General features: G+C 77.0%; 15 protein-coding genes. 9 read left to right on the plus strand and 6 right to left on the minus strand.

Translation table 11 applies throughout. The annotated features are described in order from the left end of the window. Position 1: 1 nt before the first annotated feature. From ANAEK_RS09145 to purT, 3 genes are all read right to left on the minus strand, one after another. A complete protein-coding gene (locus ANAEK_RS09145) occupies positions 2-994 on the minus strand; it encodes a class I SAM-dependent methyltransferase (RefSeq protein WP_012525870.1) in 993 nt (330 codons plus the stop codon). 95 nt (positions 995-1,089) lie between these two features. Then, on the minus strand, positions 1,090-1,338 hold the full coding sequence (locus ANAEK_RS09150; RefSeq protein WP_012525871.1) for a hypothetical protein: 249 nt from the start codon (positions 1,336-1,338) through the stop codon (positions 1,090-1,092). Between the two features lie 181 nt (positions 1,339-1,519). Continuing rightward, a complete protein-coding gene (gene purT, locus ANAEK_RS09155) occupies positions 1,520-2,683 on the minus strand; it encodes a formate-dependent phosphoribosylglycinamide formyltransferase (RefSeq protein ID WP_012525872.1) in 1,164 nt (387 codons plus the stop codon). 73 nt (positions 2,684-2,756) lie between these two features. On the opposite strand from purT, the gene ANAEK_RS09160 reads away from it, so the two are divergent. Then, entirely contained in the window at positions 2,757-3,113 is a 357-nt protein-coding gene (locus ANAEK_RS09160; RefSeq protein ID WP_012525873.1) for a DUF732 domain-containing protein, read from the plus strand. After that, complete coding sequence (locus ANAEK_RS09165; protein WP_012525874.1) at positions 3,110-3,442, plus strand: SaoD/DsrE family protein; 333 nt, start codon at positions 3,110-3,112, stop codon at positions 3,440-3,442. The genes ANAEK_RS09160 and ANAEK_RS09165 overlap by 4 nt, the downstream gene beginning before the upstream one ends. A gap of 19 nt (positions 3,443-3,461) precedes the next feature. Here ANAEK_RS09165 and thiD read toward each other — a convergent pair whose 3' ends face one another. After that, entirely contained in the window at positions 3,462-4,247 is a 786-nt protein-coding gene (thiD, locus tag ANAEK_RS09170) for a bifunctional hydroxymethylpyrimidine kinase/phosphomethylpyrimidine kinase (protein ID WP_012525875.1), read from the minus strand. A gap of 147 nt (positions 4,248-4,394) precedes the next feature. Here thiD and ANAEK_RS09175 point away from each other — a divergent pair, with 147 nt between their 5' ends. Further along, on the plus strand, positions 4,395-6,833 hold the full coding sequence (locus tag ANAEK_RS09175) for a DUF3536 domain-containing protein (protein WP_012525876.1): 2,439 nt from the start codon (positions 4,395-4,397) through the stop codon (positions 6,831-6,833). Between the two features lie 227 nt (positions 6,834-7,060). Here the strand turns inward: ANAEK_RS09175 and ANAEK_RS09180 are convergent, their stop codons facing one another. Continuing rightward, positions 7,061-7,696: a MarC family protein gene (locus ANAEK_RS09180; RefSeq protein ID WP_012525877.1), complete on the minus strand. Its 636-nt coding sequence runs from the start codon at positions 7,694-7,696 to the stop codon at positions 7,061-7,063. Positions 7,697-7,757: 61 nt separating this feature from the next. Further along, positions 7,758-8,936 carry a GDSL-type esterase/lipase family protein gene (locus ANAEK_RS09185; RefSeq protein ID WP_012525878.1) on the minus strand — a complete coding sequence of 393 codons (1,179 nt, stop codon included), beginning with the start codon at positions 8,934-8,936 and terminating at the stop codon, positions 7,758-7,760. A 135-nt stretch (positions 8,937-9,071) separates the two neighbouring features. Between ANAEK_RS09185 and ANAEK_RS09190 the strand changes: the two genes are divergently transcribed. The 6 genes from ANAEK_RS09190 (at position 9,072) to aceK (ending at position 17,069) form a co-directional block, all read left to right on the plus strand. Beyond that, positions 9,072-9,341 (plus strand): hypothetical protein, encoded by a 270-nt coding sequence (locus ANAEK_RS09190; protein ID WP_012525879.1) that lies wholly within the window; start codon positions 9,072-9,074, stop codon positions 9,339-9,341. Between the two features lie 263 nt (positions 9,342-9,604). After that, entirely contained in the window at positions 9,605-10,288 is a 684-nt protein-coding gene (locus ANAEK_RS09195) for an ABC transporter ATP-binding protein (protein ID WP_012525880.1), read from the plus strand. 7 nt (positions 10,289-10,295) lie between these two features. Then, positions 10,296-12,824 carry an FtsX-like permease family protein gene (locus ANAEK_RS09200; protein ID WP_012525881.1) on the plus strand — a complete coding sequence of 843 codons (2,529 nt, stop codon included), beginning with the start codon at positions 10,296-10,298 and terminating at the stop codon, positions 12,822-12,824. Then, positions 12,814-14,010, plus strand: a complete 1,197-nt coding sequence (locus ANAEK_RS09205) for a lipocalin-like domain-containing protein (protein ID WP_012525882.1) — start codon at positions 12,814-12,816, stop codon at positions 14,008-14,010. The genes ANAEK_RS09200 and ANAEK_RS09205 overlap by 11 nt, the downstream gene beginning before the upstream one ends. Before the next feature lie 28 nt (positions 14,011-14,038). Then, the gene (locus ANAEK_RS09210) at positions 14,039-15,226 is read left to right on the plus strand and encodes an HDOD domain-containing protein (protein ID WP_012525883.1); all 1,188 of its coding nucleotides are present in this window, start codon (positions 14,039-14,041) and stop codon (positions 15,224-15,226) included. Positions 15,227-15,305: 79 nt separating this feature from the next. Continuing rightward, positions 15,306-17,069 carry a bifunctional isocitrate dehydrogenase kinase/phosphatase gene (gene aceK / locus ANAEK_RS09215; RefSeq protein WP_012525884.1) on the plus strand — a complete coding sequence of 588 codons (1,764 nt, stop codon included), beginning with the start codon at positions 15,306-15,308 and terminating at the stop codon, positions 17,067-17,069. Positions 17,070-17,096 lie beyond the last annotated feature (27 nt).

The following is a 17,096-nucleotide window of genomic DNA, read 5'->3' on the forward strand; positions in this document are numbered from 1 at the left end:
GCTACGCACGGCGCGTGACGCGGCACGCGTACCAGGGCAGCGCCGCACCGCCCGGCGCGGCAGGCGGCGGCGCCGGCACCGGCGTCGTCTCCACGCGCCAGCGATCCGGGGGGAGGTGCGCCTCCACGAACGGCAGGCCCGGCGCGTACGCGAACGTGCCGCCGGGGCGCAGCGCGCGCAGCAGCTCCATGTACCGGCGCGCGTAGCGGAGCGCCTCGTCGCCCGGGCGCAGGTGGTGGTGGAGGAAGTGCAGCGAGAAGCCCAGGTGCGACACGATCGTGCCGAGGCTGGCGGGCGCGACCGGGACGGTGAGCCAGTCGCCGCGCTGCACGCGCCCGGCGGGCGCCGCGGCGCGGTCCACCCCGCGCGCGTCCACGCCCCGGGCCGCGAGCCAGCGCACCAGCCGCGCCTCGGTCCCGCAGCCGAGGTCGAGCACCGGCGCGAGGAGCGCGCCGGGATCGAGCCCGAGCACGCGGAGCTGCAGCTCGGGCCCGTACTCGGCGGAGACCACCTCGCGCAGCGCGGGCGCGGCGCCGCCGCCGAGCCCGGCCACGAAGCCGGCCAGGTCCGACCGGAACGCCTCGGCCACGGCCGCCAGCGCCTCGGCGAGCGCCGCCTCGGTGCGCGCCGCCGCGAGCGCGCCGGCGCCCGAGCGGAGCGCGCCGGCCACGAGCCCCGCCAGCCGGCCCTCCTCGCGCGCGCCGACCGGCAGGAACTGGTTGCGGGCGAGCAGCGCCGTCACCAGCCGGGCGGCGAGATCGCCGGCCGGGTCCTGCGCGAACCCGGCGCCGGCGCGCGGCGCCGCCAGCGCGGCCTCCAGCCAGGCCCGCAGCGCCTCCCGGTCCGCGAGCAGCGTCGCGGCGAACGCACGCAGGCCCTCGGAGGGCACCGGGGCCGGCCGGGCGAGCTCCTCCAGGCTGGCGGGGGCGAGGCGGGTGGCCTCGGCGAGGAGCGCCTGGCGGAGCGCCTCGAGGCGCGCGGGATCGGAGGGCATGGACGGGCGCGAGGCTAACCCCCAGCCGGAGAGGGCGCAACGCGGCGCGGCCCGGCGCGCCTCCCCCGCGGCGGGCGGGGGAGGCCGGGGGGTGGCTACTTCGGGACCGGCGCCTGGAAGGCGGCGATCTCCTCGGCGCTGGGCTGCGGCTCGGGCTCGGCGGGGCGGAAGCCGGCCTGCTCCGGGACCGGCGCCGGCGCGGGGACGGCGGCGGGGTCGGGGAGGGCGGTCGCCGCGTGCGCGGAGGGCGACGGCGGGACCGCCGCGTCGGACCGGCTGGAGCAGGCGCCCGCGAGCAGCGCGAGCGCAACGGGGATGGCGAGGAAGGCGGCGCGTTCGAACATGGTGCGATTCCGGGGAAGGAGGTTGCGAGACGATCCCCGGTACTGCACCTCGCGTGCCCGCCCTCGCGCCCTGCTGCGGCGCGCGCTTTCCCCGCGACGTGTCGCGCGGGACACGCTTCGCGTGGGCGCGGCGACGCGCCGGACGACGACGATCGGCCGTCGCCGCGGCGACAGGCGTCCGCTACGGATCGACGGTGACGCGGGCGGCGACCGCCCTGGCCCGCTCCACCAGCGCGCGCGGATCGTCGCCGGGCGTGCCCGCGACGAGCGCCACGCCCATGCGCCGGTGCGGGCGCAGCGCCGGCTTCCCGAAGATGCGCACGTCGGCCCCCGGCTCGGAGAGCGCCGCCTCCAGCCCGCGCACCGCCGGCGCGCCGGTGCCGTGCGCCAGGATCACCGCGCTCGCGCCCGGCCGGACCAGCGTGACCGGCGGGATGGGCAGGCCGAGCACCGCGCGCAGGTGCAGCTCGAACTCGTTGAGCGGCTGCGTGCCGGCCAGCGTCACCATCCCGGTGTCGTGCGGTCGCGGCGACAGCTCCGAGAACCAGACCCGGTCCTTCCCCAGGAAGAACTCCACGCCGAAGATGCCCGCGCCGCCGAGCGCGCGGGTCACCGCCGCCGCCATCCGCCGCGCCTCCTCGAGGAGCGGCGCCGGCACCGGGTGCGGCTGCCAGCTCTCCTGGTAGTCGCCGCGCTCCTGGCGGTGGCCGATGGGCGGGCAGAACAGCGTCTCGCCGCGCCGCTGGGTGACGGTGAGGAGCGTGATCTCCGACTCGAACGGGATGAACTCCTCGACGATCACCTCGCGCAGGTCGCCGCGGGTGCCGGACATCGCGTAGGACCAGGCGGCCTCGAGGTCGCCCTCGGCGCGCACCACGCTCTGCCCCTTGCCCGACGAGGACATGAGCGGCTTCACCACGCAGGGGAGGCCGATCTCGCGGACCGCCGTGCGGAACGCCTCGGGCGTCGAGGCGTAGGCGTAGCGCGCGGTGGCGACCCCGAGCTCGCGGGCGGCGAGGTCGCGGATGGCGCGGCGGTTCATGGTGACCGCGGCGGCGCGGGCGCTCGGGACGACCTGGACGCCCTGCGCCTCGTACGCCTGGAGGCGCTCGGTGCGGATGGCCTCGATCTCCGGGACGATCACGTCGGGCCGGTGCTTCGCGACCAGCGCGTCGAGCGCCGCGCCGTCGAGCATGCTCACGACCTCGCGCGCGTGGGCCACCTGCTGAGCGGGCGCGCCGTCGTAGGAGTCGACGGCGATCACCTCCTGGCCGAGGCGCTGCGCCGCGATGGTGAACTCCTTGCCGAGCTCGCCGGAGCCGAGGAGCAGGATCTTCTTTCGCATGGCGGCGCAGTCTACGCGCTGCGACCCTTCCGGTACACGCACGCCGAGCGGAGGCGTGGCATGGGGAGGGGCCGTGTCCCGCTCCGTCGCCGACCTGGTCTCGAGCCTGCGCCACGGCGCCGCGATCGACCGGGCAGACCGGGCGGGCGAGGCCGAGGGCGGCGAGCGCCTGCGGGTGCGGGTCGGGCTGTGGCTCGAGCGCGAGCGGGTGGTCCGGGCGCGCTTCCGCGCCACCACCTGCGCCTCGCTGCTCGCCTACGCCGAGGCCGCCTGCGCGCTGCTCGAGGCCGGCACGCCGCCGCGCGACCTCACGCCGGCGCTCCTTCGGGCCCAGGTGAGCGGGGTGCACCCCGTCCACCTCGATCGCGCAGACCTGGTCGCGGCCGCGGTGCGGGCCGCCGCGGCCCAGCCGGAAGGGAGCAGCGCTTGAACGTCGCCTACGTGTTCTCGACGCCGAACGCGTCGTACATCCTCGAGAAGATGATCGTCCCGCAGCTCGAGGAGGGCCGCCACGGCGCGACCGTGGTCGGGATGTTCTTCTTCGTGGACAACACCTACCTGCTGGTGAAGGGCAACCCCACCGGCGAGCGGCTCGCCGCGGTCGCGCGCAAGAGCGGCATGCTGCTCATGGGCTGCGACCAGTGCTGCTACCAGCGCGCCATCGCCGACCGGCTGATCGAGGGGATCCCCATCGGCTGCTTCCCGGATCTGTACAAGGCGCTCTCGGGCGCGAAGCTCGACCAGGTGATCACGCTCTGAGCGGCGCGGCCGGGCGACGCTACCCGGTGAGCGGGTGCAGGTGGTCCACCGGCCCGCGCCCCTTGCCCACCGTGTACGAGCGGCGCAGCGCCTCCACGAGGTAGGCCTTCGCGCCGCGGACCGCGTCGAGCAGCGCGTCGCCGAGCGCGAGCCGGGCGCACAGGGCGGCGGAGAGCGTGCAGCCGGTGCCGTGCACGTTGGCGGTGTCGATGCGCGGGCCGGGGATCTCCTCGAGCCGGGACCCGTCGAAGAACACGTCCTCGGCGCCCGGCACGCTCTCGCCGCCCTTCACCAGCACCGCGCGCGCGCCCAGCCGGTGGAGGTCGCGCGCCGCCTCGCGCATCGCCGCGAGCCCGCGCACCGGCCTGCCCAGGAGCGCCTCGGCCTCGTGCAGGTTGGGCGTGACCACGGTGGCGAGCGGGAACAGCCGCTCCACGTAGGCGCGCTCCGCGGCCGCGTCGAGCAGCCGGTCGCCGCTCTTCGCGACCATCACCGGGTCCACCACCAGCGGCCCGAGCGGCAGCCGCGCCGCCGCGTCGGCCACCGCGCCGATGATGGCCGCGTTCGCGAGCATTCCGGTCTTGGTGGCCGCGACCGGCATGTCGGTCGCGACCGCCTCGAGCTGCGCGACCACCATGGCCGGCTCGAGCGCCACCCAGGCGGTCACCGCCACCGAGTTCTGGGCGGTGACGGCGGTGATGGCGGAGGTGCCGTGGAGCCGGTGGGCGGCGAAGGTGCGGAGGTCGGCCTGGATGCCGGCGCCGCCGCCGGAGTCCGAGCCCGCGATGGTGAGGGCGACCTTCATGGTGCGCGCACCATAGCCCAGGATCGCCCCCGCGCGCGGTCGGCGCGCCCGCGCACGGGGGGCCGCCGAACGAGGGGCCGGCGCAGGAGCGGAACGGCCCCGACGAGCAGTCGCGCCGCGCCGGGGCGCGCCTACCATGTCGGACCCATGTCCCGCCGCCTGCTCTGCCTGCACGGGCACTTCTACCAGCCGCCGCGCGAGAACCCCTGGATCGAGGCCATCGAGGTGCAGGACTCGGCCGACCCGTTCCACGACTGGAACGAGCGGATCGCGGTGGAGTGCTACGCGCCGAACGGCGCGGCGCGCCTGAAGGACGGGCGCGGCCGGATCCTCGACATCGTGGACAGCTACCTCCACCTGTCGTTCAACTTCGGTCCCACGCTGCTCGCGTGGCTGGAGCGCCACCGGCCCGACGCCTACGCGCGCGTCCTCGAGGCCGACGCGCGCAGCCTGGAGCTGCGCGGCCACGGCAACGCGCTCGCGCAGGGCTACAACCACGCCATCCTGCCGCTCGCCTCGCCCCGCGACCGGCTCACGCAGATCCGCTGGGGCCTCGTCGACTTCCGGCGCCGCTTCCACCGCGAGCCGGAGGGGTTCTGGCTGCCGGAGACCGCCGCCGACGCGGCCACGCTGGAGGCGCTGGCGGGCGAGGGCCTCCGGTTCACCATCCTCTCGCCGTACCAGGCGGTCCGGGTGCGGCCGCCCGGCGGCGAGTGGGCCGACGCCACCGGCGCGCGCTTCGACCCGACGCGGCCGTACCGCGTGCGCGCCGGCGCCCGCGAGCTCACCGTGTTCTTCTACGACGGCCACATCGCGCGCGACCTGGCGTTCGGCGACGCGCTCGGCTCCGCCGCCGCGCTCCTCGATCGGCTGGAGGGCGGGTTCGACGCGGGCCGCGACCACGACGAGCTGCTCACGGTGGCGGTGGACGGCGAGACGCTCGGCCACCACAAGAAGGGCGGCGACGAGGTGCTGGCCGGGGCGCTGCGCGAGCTGGCGCGGCGGCCGGGCGTGGAGCTGGTGAACCTGGGCCAGGCGCTGGACCGGATCCCGGTGGAGTGGGAGGCGGAGATCGCCGAGGGGTCGTCCTGGAGCTGCGCGCACGGGGTGGAGCGCTGGCGCTCGGACTGCGGGTGCAGCGCGGGCGGCGCGGAGGGCTGGACGCAGGCCTGGCGCGCGCCGCTGCGGACCGCGCTGGAGGGGCTGCGCGGGCAGCTCGACGGCGTCTACGAGCGCGAGGCGGCGGGGCTGCTGCCGGACCCGTGGCGGACGCGCGACCGCTACGCCGAGGTGCTGGTGGACCCGGAGCGCCGGGACGCGCCGGACTTCGTGCGGCGCGAGGCGGGGAGGGCGCTCTCGGCGGAGGAGGCGGTCCGCGCGCTCCGGCTGCTGGAGATGCAGCGGCAGGGGCAGCTCATGTTCACGAGCTGCGGCTGGTTCTTCTCCGAGCTGTCCGGGATCGAGACGGTGCAGGTGCTCCGGTACGCGGCGCGCGCGGTGCAGCTCGCCCGCGAGGTCGCCGGCGTGGACCTGCAGCCCGGGCTGGAGCGCGCGCTCGCCGCCGCGCCCTCCAACGACCCGGCGCTGGCGAACGGGCGCGAGGTGTTCCGGCGGCTGGTCGAGCCGAGCGTGGTGTCGCTGGAGGGCGTGGGCGCCCACCTCGCCATCGCCGCGTCGGTGCGGCCGGTGCCGGACGCGGGCTGGGTGTTCTGCTACGCGTACCGGGTCGAGGGGCGGCGGGCCGCGGCGGCCGGCCCGGTCGCGGTGGCGCTGTGCCGGCTGCAGCTCGAGAGCGCGCTCACCCGCGAGACCCTCGACGCGGTCGCCTGCGTGCTCCACTTCGGCGCGGCCGACTTCCGCTGCGGGCTGGCGCCGTACCGCGGGCCGGAGCAGCTCGCCGAGCTGGAGGAGGCGCTGCTGGCCCGGTCGCCGGCGCAGTCGCTGGCGCAGCTGCTGCGGGCGGTGGACCGCTTCTTCCCCGGGCGCGACTACGGCCTGCGCGACCTGTTCCTGGACGAGCGCCGCCGCGTGGCGGGCACGCTGCTGGAAGGGACGCTGCGCCGGTACGAGGAGGGCTACCGCGAGATCTTCGAGGACAACCGGCGCCTGATGGAGTTCCTGCGGGAGATCGACTCGCCGGTCCCGGGGCCGCTGCGGGTCACCGCCGACGTGACGCTGACCGCCCGCGTGCTCCGCGTCACCGGCGCGGCGCGGAGGGGGGAGGTGGACCTCGCCGCCGCCGAGGCGGAGCTGGGGGCCACCGTGGAGCTCGCCCGCCGGCTGGGGGCGCACCTGCACATCGACGCCGTCCGGCGCGACGTGGAGCAGCTCGTGGACGACCGGGTGTCGGCGCTGGTGGCGGGGCAGGCGCCGGCGGCGCGGGCGGCGGAGCTCGCCGGGATCCTGAGCCTGGCCGAGCGGCTGGGCCTGCGGCTCGACCTGTGGAACGCGCAGAACCGGGTCTGGGCATGGGCCGGCTCGGCCATGGTCACCCTGGACCGGGAGGCGACCGCGGAGCTGGCCCGGAGGCTCTGGTTCGACGAGGCGACGCTGCTGGCCCGCGCCGGCTTCGCGATGCCCGCCTGACCCCGTGAGGCATCTCCCCCCCCGACCCAGAGTCGTTCGCAGGCGCGTCGTCCTCCGTCGTCTCCCGACCCTCGCGTCCCCCGACCCAGAGTCGTTCGCGGAACCGCGCTCCGGTGTCCGGGCGCGTCAAGACTGCCCGGCGCAAGTGCTCGCAGCACCGGCGGTTTTCCGGTCAGGTGGCGGCCGACCGCGTCATCGCCTGCGTCAGGATGACTCTGGGTCGGGTCTCAGCGGCCGAGCATGTCGCGGACGATGGGCTTCAGGCCGGCGAAGAAGAACTCGACGGCGATCACCATCACGATGAGGCCCATGATCCGGACCAGCACCTTGTTCCCGCTGGGGCCGAGGAACGCGAGCAGGGGCTTCGCGGAGACGAGCATGGCGTAGGTGAGCACGTGCAGCCCGAGCAGCACCGTGAGCAGCACCGCCTTGCGCGCGAGGTCGTGCGCCTCGCTCATCAGGATGATCACCGTGGTGATGGCGCCGGGCCCGGCGATCACCGGGATCCCGAGCGGCGTGATGGCGATGTCCTCGGCGTAGCCCTCCGGGTCGGGCTCGTCGTGCTTGGTCCGCGACGGGCGCGCCTGGAGCATCTCGTAGCCGACCAGCAGCAGGATGATTCCGCCCACCACCCGCAGGCTGTTCACCGAGATGTTGAAGAACCGGAAGACGAGCTGCCCGCCCAGGGCGAACACGAGCAGCACGCAGAGCGCGGTGATGGTGGCGCGCCGGGCGACCCGCCGCGCCTCGGGCCCGGACAGCCCGGACGTCATCGACACGAACGGCGGGAGCACGCCCACCGGGCCCATCATGGTGAACATCGACACGAAGACGAGCAGGCCGAAGTCGAGCAGGGGCTTCATGCGCGCGCGAGTGAAGCACGCCCCGGCCCCGGCCGCCACCGCGCGTCCCGGCCCGGCCTCGTCACGGCGGCGGGTACAGCGGCGCCGCCGCCTCGGCCCACAGCCGGCTCATCGCCACCGCCCCCTCGGCGTCGGGGTGGAGCCCGTCGGCGAGCCGGTCCGGACGGTCGCGGAACCACGCGTACAGGTCCGGCCCGGGCAGCAGCCCCTGCGCTGCCACCACCGCGTCCACCACCGCGTTCTTCTGCGCGACCCAGTCGTACCCGTACCGCGTCTGGAACGGGATCCGGGCCACCAGGGGGATGCGCCCGGCCGCCCGGACGCGCTCGACGATGCGCTCGAGGCCGGCGCGGAGCCGCGGGAGATCCCCGTCGTTCGCGCCGAGCACGATCGCGAACACCCTCGCGTCCGGGTTGAGCGCCAGCACCTCGTCGATCCGCTCGGCCACCTCCCAGGTCCGCGCGCGGCAGAAGCCCGCGTCGATCATGGCGGGCTGGTAGCCGGGGTGCGCCCGGGCGATCGCGTCGGCGAAGCTGGGCCGGTGCGCCGCGGCGCGGTCGAACACGCCGGCGCCGATGCTGTCCCCGAGGAACACCCAGACGTCGTCGCCGCCGACGGAGAGGTCGTGGACGTCGATCTCGTCGAGGAACAGGCCCCACGGGTTCACGGTCGGTGACAGCGCCGTGACCACCAGCCGCACCCAGCGCTGGCCGGTGAAGTCGAGCGCGTGGGCGCGGCTGCGCACCGGGTTGCCGCGGGCCTCCACGGCGGTGCGCCAGGTGCCGTCCCGGCCGTCCCGCGAGTCGGCCGAGGTCTCGATGCGGTAGTCCACCGGCGCGCCGTACTGCTGCTCGCGGTAGTCGTGGTTGTGGGACGAGGTCCAGGAGAGGAGCACGCGGCTCGGGCCGCGGCCGATGCGGATCGCGACCCAGGCCGGCGCCGCGGGCGTGGGGAAGCCGCCCGACCAGGCCTCGCCGCGATAGACGCCGTCCACCAGCACCGCGGCGCCGGGGCGGCTGGCCGCGACCTGGGCGCCGCGGGAGAGCAGGCGTGCCGGGCGCAGGGGACGGCCGTGCGGGCTGGGTCCGGCGCGCTCCGCCCGGGCCGCCGCGGCGCGGGCGCGACGCGCCGGGGTGCGCTCCCACGCCACCGCACCGGCCGCCGCCAGCACCGTCGAGATCGCGAGCGCGACCGGCAGGAACGCCGGGCGGCCCGGCGGCCGGGGAGCGGGGTGGGACACGACTGCGCGTTCTAGCGCCGGCCGGGGCGGGTGTCCACGGACGCAGGCCCCGCGGCAAGGCGTACACGCCCGCCGCCCAGGCGCGCCCCTCGCGCCTTGCCCGCCGTCAGGGCCGCACGCTACCCTGATCGGATCGTGGGGGAGGAGCGCTCACCAGCCGAGATCATCGCCGCGTCGCTTGCGACCTGCCTCGGCCCGAACACCGCGCGCACCGCGGTGCGCACGTTCGCGGACCGCGCCCTCGCGCGCCGGCCCGAGGACCTCACGCGCGCCGACGTGCCGGCGCTGCTGGACGCGCTCCGCCCCATGCTTCGCACCCTCCTCGGCCAGGACCCGGCCGACCTCGTGCTGGCCGAGATCCGCGCGCGGCTGGCCGAGCCGCCGGCCCGCGTGCGCCGGGCCTGAGCGCGCCGCCCATTCGCGTGGAGCCCTGCTGCGGCGCACGCTGGCTGCCTGCGCCGGGCAGACTCGTCCCTGCGCTGCTCGACGTGCCTACGGGCACGCCTGCGCTGCTCGGTCCTCGTGTGCCCGGCTCGGCGACGCCATCGCGTGCCTCGCGACGGGCCCCACGCGAACGGGAAGCTGTGAGGCCGCGAGAGGGCTCCGCGCCCGAGGCCCGACGCGCCGCTTGAACCCGCCGCCCCGCCGCGGCATGGATCGGGGCGCGCATGGCGCCCGTGCTCACGTTCCGTGAAGTGACCCGCACCTTCGCGGGGGCCGGCGGCGTCCCGCTGCCGGTGCTGCGCGGCGTCTCGGCCGAGCTGCCCGCCGGCCGCGCGGTGGCGATCACCGGGCGGAGCGGGTCGGGGAAGTCCACGCTGCTCCACCTGGCCGCCGGCATCGACGCGCCCACCTCCGGCGAGGTGCTGCTCCTCGGACGCTCGCTGGGCGCGCTCCCCGACGCGGAGCGCACCCGGGCCCGGCGCGACCACGTGGGCCTCGTCTTCCAGTTCTTCCACCTGCTGCCGCACCTCTCGGTGGAGGACAACGTGCTCGTGCCGGCGCTGGTCGCCGGCGACCCGCCCGGCGGGGCCGCGGCGCGCGCCCGGGAGCTGCTCGAGCGGGTGGGGCTGGAGGGGCGCGCGCGCGAGGCGGTGCAGAAGCTCTCGGGCGGCGAGATGCAGCGCGTGGCGCTCTGCCGGGCGCTGCTGCGCCGCCCGAAGCTGCTCCTCGCCGACGAGCCGACCGGGAACCTGGACGAGGCGAACGGGCAGACGGTGATGGACCTGCTGCTCGGGCTCGCGCGCGAGGAGGGGAGCGCGGTGCTGTACGTGACGCACAGCCGCGAGCTCGCGGCGCTCGCCGACGCCACCTGGATCCTGCACGCCGGCCGCCTGGAGCAGGGCGGGTGACCGCGCCGTGAGAGGCTACCTGGCGCGCGCCGTGGGGCGGGAGCTCCGGGCCGGCAAGGCGCTGTTCCTGCTCTCGGTGGCGGGCGTGGCGCTCGGCGTCGGCGCGGTCCTCTCGATCCAGATCCTGAACGGCAGCGCGCTGGGCGCGTTCGCCGGCACGGTGCGGGCGGTCTCCGGCGACGCCGACCTGTCGGTGCTGGGCTGGACCGGCGCGCTCGACGAGGCGCTGTTCCCGGAGGTGCTGGCGGTGCCGGGGGTGGCGGCCGCGCGCCCGCTCTGGCGGGCCGACGCGGTGGTGGAGGGGCGGCCCGGCGCGTCGCTGGAGCTCGTCGGCGCCGACCTGCTCGGCGCGGCGCGCGGCCCGACGGCGCTGCCGCCGGGCGCGCTCCAGGGCGCCCTGGGCACGCCGGGCTGGGTGGCGGTGACGCCGGCCTGGGCGGACGAGATGGGCTGGCGCGTGGGCGACCGGATCGACGTGTCCCTCGGCTCGCGCCGTGCGCGGCTGGTGCTGGGGGCGCGGGTGGACTTCCAGGCGGCGGCGCCGCTGGCGAGCCGCCGGCTGGCGCTGATGGACATCGGGCAGGCGCAGGGGCTGCTCGGCACGCGCGGTCGCATCCACCAGATCGACGTCCGGGCCGCGCCGGGCGTGGCGCCGGCGACGCTGGCGGAGCGGCTCTCGGCGGTGCTGGGCGAGCGCGCGCGCGTGGCCACGCCCGAGCAGCGCACCGTGGAGGCCGGGGGGCTGCTCTCGGCCTTCCGCCTGAACCTCACCGCGCTGTCGCTGGTCTCGGTGCTGGTGGGCGGGTTCCTGGTCTACGCCTCGGTGCGCGCCTCGCTGGCGCGCCGGCGCGAGGAGCTGGGGCTGCTGCGGGCGGTCGGCGCCACCCGCGCGCAGGTGCTGGGGCTCGTGCTCGGCGAGGCGGCGCTGCTCGGGGTCCTCGGCACGGCCGCGGGCGTCCCGCTGGGCTGGCTCGCGGCGCGGGCCAACGTGGGCGCGGTCTCCGGCACCGTCCGCAACCTCTACCTGCTGGAGGGGATCGACCGCGTGGCGCTGACGCCGGGCCTGGTCGCGCTGGCCGCCGCCACCGGGCTGGCCGGCGCGCTGGCGGGCGCCCTCTGGCCGGCGCTCGACGCGGCCCGCGCCGACCCGCGCGCGCTCCTCGCCTCGATCACGCTGGAGGAGGGCGCCGGGGCGCGCGCCGGGCGCCTGCTGGCGGCGGGGCTCGCCGCCCTCGCGGGCGGGCTGGCCGTGTACGTGATCGCGGGTCAGCGGGTCGCCGCGGCCGGCTTCGCGCCGGCGGTGGGCATCCTGGTGGCGGTGCCGCTCGCCACGCCGGCGCTGCTCCGCGCGCTGGGCCGCGCCGGCCTCCCGCACCGGCTCGGGATCGCGTACGGGCTCCGCAGCCTGGGCGGGCGGCTCTCGGCCTCGGCGCCCGCGGCGGGCGCGCTGGCGGTGGCGGTCGCCATGCTCGCCGGCGTGACCGTGATGGTGGGGAGCTTCCGCGACACGGTGGAGCGCTGGCTCGACGCCACGCTGCGCGCCGACGTGTACGTGACCACGCCCTCCTGGCGCCGGGCGCGCAGCGAGGCGACGCTCGCGCCCGACGTGCTCGCGACGTTGCGCGCGCATCCGGGGGTCCGGTCGGTGGACGTGCTGCGGCAGCACACCGGCTACACCGCCGACGGCCGCCGCGTGCAGGTGTCCGGCGTGGAGGCCGCGCTCGCCGGCGCCGGGCAGCGCGTGGTGCTGGTGGGCGGCGACGCGGCGGCCGCGATGCGGGCGCTCCACGTGGACGGCGCGGTGCTGGTGTCGGAGCCGCTCGCGCGCAAGGCTGGCCTCGCGCGCGGGGCCACGCTCGCGCTGCGCGGCCGCGCCGGCCCGGTGCGCTTCCCGGTGGCCGGCGTCTACCGCGACTACGGCGCCGAGGGCGGGGCGGTGCTGATGGACCTCCAGGCGTACGCGCGCGCGTTCGGCCCGGGCGCCCCCTCCAACGCCGCGCTCACGCTCGCCCCCGGCGCCGACCCGGAGCGCGCGGTGGCGGCGCTGCGGGCCGCGCTCCCCGGCGCCGCGCTGCAGATCCGCTCCAACCGCACGCTCCGCGCCGAGGTGCTCGCCATCTTCGAGCAGACGTTCGCGGTGACGCGGCTGCTCGAGGCCATGGGGCTCGTGATCGCCGCCGCGGGGGTGACGCTCTCGCTGCTGGTGCTGGCGCGCGACCGGCGCGCCGAGCTGGCGCTGTACCGGGCGCTGGGCGCGAGCCGCGGGCAGCTGTTCCGGGTGTTCCTGGGGCGCGGGCTGGCGGTGGGCGGGGCGGGGTTGCTGCTCGGGCTGGCCGGCGGCGGCGCGCTCGCGATCGTGCTGGTGCGCGCGGTCAACCCGGCGTTCTTCGGCTGGACGCTCGGGATCTCCGTCCCGCTGCGCGCGCTCGCCCTCGAGGCGCTCGCCATCCTCGCCGCCGCCGCGGCGGCCAGCCTGTACCCGGCGCTCGCGGCGAGCCGCACCCCGGCGCAGGAGCTCTCCCGCGATGCGCTCTAGCCTGCTCGCCCTCGCGCTCGCGGCCTCGCTGGGCACCGACGCGGGCGGCGCCACCGCGGCGCGCGCGACGGAGTCTGCGCCCGCGCCCGACGCTGCGAGCGCGTCGGAGGGCCGGGGCGGCGGGGCCTGGGCGCCGGCCGATCCCTCGCACCGCTGGAGCTTCCCGCGCGACCACCACGCGCATCCGGAGTACCGGAACGAGTGGTGGTACCTCACGGGCACGCTGGAGGACGCGGCCGCGCCCGGCCACCGGCTCGGCTACCAGGTGACGTTCTTCCGCGTGGGCCTGGTGCGCGATCCGCCGGCGCTCGCGTCCGCCTGGGCGACCGGCGGCGCGGTCATGGCGCACCTCGCGATCACCGACCCGCGCGCGGGGACGCACCGCTTCTCGGAGGTGCTCTGGCGCGAGGTCCCGATGCTGGGCGGCTTCGGGGCGACGGGCGAGCCGGTGCTGGCCTGGGCCGTCGCGCCGCCCGGCACCGCGGGCCGCTGGGCGCTCGCGCTCGGCGACGACGGGACGTTCACCCTCTCGGCCCGCGACGACGCGCAGGGGATCGCGCTCGACCTGGTGGCGCGGCCGGAGCGCCCGGTCGTGCTGCAGGGGCCGAACGGCTACAGCCGCAAGGCCGTCGCGCCCGGCCACGCCAGCCTCTACTACTCGTTCACCCGGATGGCGACCTCCGGCACCGTTTCGCTGGGCGGCCGGGCGCGCGCGGTGCGCGGGACGAGCTGGATGGACCGGGAGATGGGCTCGTCCCAGCTCGCGCCCGCGCAGGTCGGCTGGGACTGGTTCGCGCTCCGGCTCGCCGACGGGCGCGACCTGATGCTGTACGCGCTCCGGCGCGCCGACGGCACCGTGGACTTCCGCCGCGCCACGCTGGTGACGCCGGACGGCGCGGTGCGGTGGCTCGACGCGGACGCCTGGCGCGCCGAGCCGCTCGGGCGCTGGCGCAGCCCGGCCACCGGCGCCGAGTACCCGCTCGGCTGGACCGTCACGATCCCGTCGGCGGGGATCCGCCTCACGGTGCGACCCGAGCTGGAGGCGGCGGAGAACGTCTCCGCGCGCGTGCCGGGGCTCGCCTACTGGGAGGGGCCGGTGCGACTCACGGGTCCGGACGGCCGCGCCGCGGGCGAGGGATACGTCGAGCTGACGGGCTACGGCGCGCGCGCGCGGCCACCCATCTGATCGCGTCGCTGCGATACACTGCCGGCGCATGACCGATCTCGACAGCGCCATGGTGGACCTCGTGGCGCGCCAGCAGGTGAAGGTCCCGCCCTATCCCGCGGTCGCGTTCCAGATCGACGCGCTGCTGCGCACGCAGGACTACGGCCTCGACGATCTCGCGAGGCTGGTGGCGTCGGACCAGGTGCTCGCGGCCGACGTGCTCCGGTGCGCGAACGCCGCGCTCTACGCCCGCGGCGCGCCGGTGGCCTCGGTGAAGCAGGCGGTGCAGCGCATCGGCGCGACGGACGTCGCCCGGCTGGCGCTCGCCTCGGGGCTGGGCGCGCACGTGCTCGCGGCCGGGAGGCTCGCGCCGCTGCGCCGGCGCGTCTGGATGGACGCGCTCGCCTCGGCGCTCCTCTGCCAGGCGCTGGCGCGAGGGCGCGGCCTCTCCCCCGAGATCGCGTTCTCGGCCGGCCTCCTGCACGACTTCGGCAAGGTGGTGGCCATCGCCTGCCTGGAGGACCTGCTGGCGCGCCGCGAGGGCGCGGTGCCGCGGCAGGCCTCGGAGTGGGCCGCGATCGCCGAGCGGTTCCACGTGGAGATGGGCGTGGTGATGGCGGCGCGCTGGGAGCTGCCGCCGGTGCTGGCCGACGTCGTCGCGCAGCACCACGCCGAGCGCATCGGCGCGGCGGCGGACCCGCGGTACGTGGAGACGGTCGCGGCGGTGGACGAGGTGGTGCGCCTGCTCGCGGACCGGACCTCGGTCGCCGCCGACGACCTCGCCGAGGCGGCGCTGCTCGACGCGGCGGAGCGGCCGCTGGTGGTCCGCGCCATCGAGGTGCTGCCCGGCTTCGTGGCGGCGTTCGAGCGTCCCGAGGCGTGGAAGGCCGACGTGGGCGCGAGCCTGATCGCCCCGCCACCGGGTCCGGCCCCGTCGGCGGGGCACCCGCTGCCGTACCTCATGACGCTGCGGCTCGGCGGCACCGAGCACGTGTTCGACATCCGCGCGATGGGCGGGGCCCAGTGCGTGGTCTCCGGGCCGCGCGCGCTGCCCGAGAACGTGCTGCTGGAGATGAAGATCGCGTGCGACCCGGCGCTGCGCGGGTTCGCGACCGTGAAGCTGGCCTGGGCCGAGCACGGCCGGTCGCTCATGCTGGTGCAGCCGTACGGCCTCCCCGCCGAGGCGCTCGCCCGCTGGAAGGCGCTGTTCGAGGGGGCGGCCGCCGCGGCCGCCTGAGCGCGGCCGCCCCGCCGGCGACGCCCGCCCCGCGCGGCGCTCCCGGCGGTGGCGGCGCCCGGGCCTTACAACCCCTGGCATGCTCGACGAGCGGGGCGCGCTCGCGCGGGGCGCGGCGGAGGCCATCCGGGCGGGGTACGAGGCGTACCAGGCCGAGCGCGCGCGCATCACCGCGCGCGCCCGCGCGCGGTTCGAGGCGCGCGACTGGGCCGGCGCGCAGCGCGACGCGCGGGAGCGGCTCGACCTGCGCGACGGCGTGGTGCACCGGACGGTGGGCGAGGTCCGGGCGGAGCTGGGCGGGGCGGTCCAGGACCGCGAGGTGTGGCGCCGCGCGAAGGAGGCGTTCGAGGCGGCGGCCGGGTCGAGGCCGGACTTCGAGGTCGCCGGGTCGTTCTTCAACTCGGTCACGCGGCGCGTGTTCACCACGGTCGGCGTGGACCCGGCCATCGAGTTCCTGGCGGCGGACGCGCCGCCGCCGCGCGAGGATCCGCCGCAGCACCGCACCTTCCCGCGCGAGGCGACCACCGAGGCGCTGCTCGCGCGCGTCCTGCGCGCGACCCCGATCTCCGCGCCGTTCGAGGATCTCGCCCGCGACGCGCGCCTCGCCGCCCTGGAGCTGGACGCGCACGTTCGCGGCCTCCCGGATCGCCAGCCGATCGAGGCGGTGGAGCTGGCGCGGCCGGTCTTCTACCGCGGGAAGGGCGCGTACCTGGTCGGACGGATCCGGCGCGGCCGGCACCTGACGCCGCTCGTGCTGGCGCTCGCGCACGGCGAGCGCGGCGTCGCGCTCGACGCGGTCCTGTTCACCGAGGAGGACGTGTCGATCGTCTTCGGCTTCACCCGCTCCTACTTCCACGTGGCGCTGGAGCGCCCCCGCGCCATGGTGGCGTTCCTGTCCACGCTGCTGCCGCTGAAGCGGCGCTCGGAGCTCTACACCGGCCTCGGCTACCACAAGCACGGCAAGGCAGAGCTGTACCGCGAGGTGACGCTCCACCTGGCCGAGGGCGAGGACCGCTTCGTGCCGGCGCGCGGCGACCGCGGGCTGGTGATGTGCGTGTTCACGCTCCCCGGGCTCGACGTGATCTTCAAGGTCATCCGCGATCGCTTCGCCCCGCCCAAGCAGACCACCCGGCGCGAGGTGATGGACCGGTACCGCCACGTGTTCCGCCACGACCGCGCCGGGCGGCTGGTGGACGCGCAGGAGTACGAGCACCTCGCGTTCCCGGCCGGCCGCTTCGCGCCGGCGCTGCTCGAGGAGCTGCGCACCGAGTGCGGCGACGGCGTGCGCGTGGCCGACGGGGAGGTGGCCATCCGGCACCTCTACGCCGAGCGCCGCGTCACCCCGCTCAACCTGTTCGTCCGCGAGGCGGACGAGTGGACGGCACGCCAGGCGGTGCTCGACTTCGGCTGCGCGCTGCGCGACCTCGCCGCCACCGACACCTTCCCCGGCGACCTGCTCCTCAAGAACTTCGGCGTGACGCGCCACGGCCGCGTCATCTTCTACGACTACGACGAGCTCACCCGGGTGACCGACTGCAACTTCCGCGACCTCCCCGGCGCTGGGCCCGGCGACGGCGGCGAGGACGGGTGGGGCGGCGGCCCCGACGCCGGCTACGACGGCGGCGATCCGCCGTTCTACGTCGGGCCAGCGGACGTGTTCCCGGAGGAGCTGCTGCCGTTCCTCGGGCTGACGGGGCGGCTCCGCGAGGTGTTCCTGCGGGCCCACGGGGAGCTGCTCACCGGGCGCTGGTGGCGCGAGATCCAGGCGCGGCTGCGGGCGGGGGAGATCGTGGACATCTTCCCGTACCGCGAGGAGCAGCGGCTCCGCCACGCCCGTCCATGAGCCGATCCGAGACCACTCGACCTTCCA

Origin of the sequence: Anaeromyxobacter sp. K (genome assembly GCF_000020805.1) — a bacterium.
Taxonomy (GTDB): Bacteria; Myxococcota; Myxococcia; order Myxococcales; family Anaeromyxobacteraceae; genus Anaeromyxobacter; species Anaeromyxobacter dehalogenans.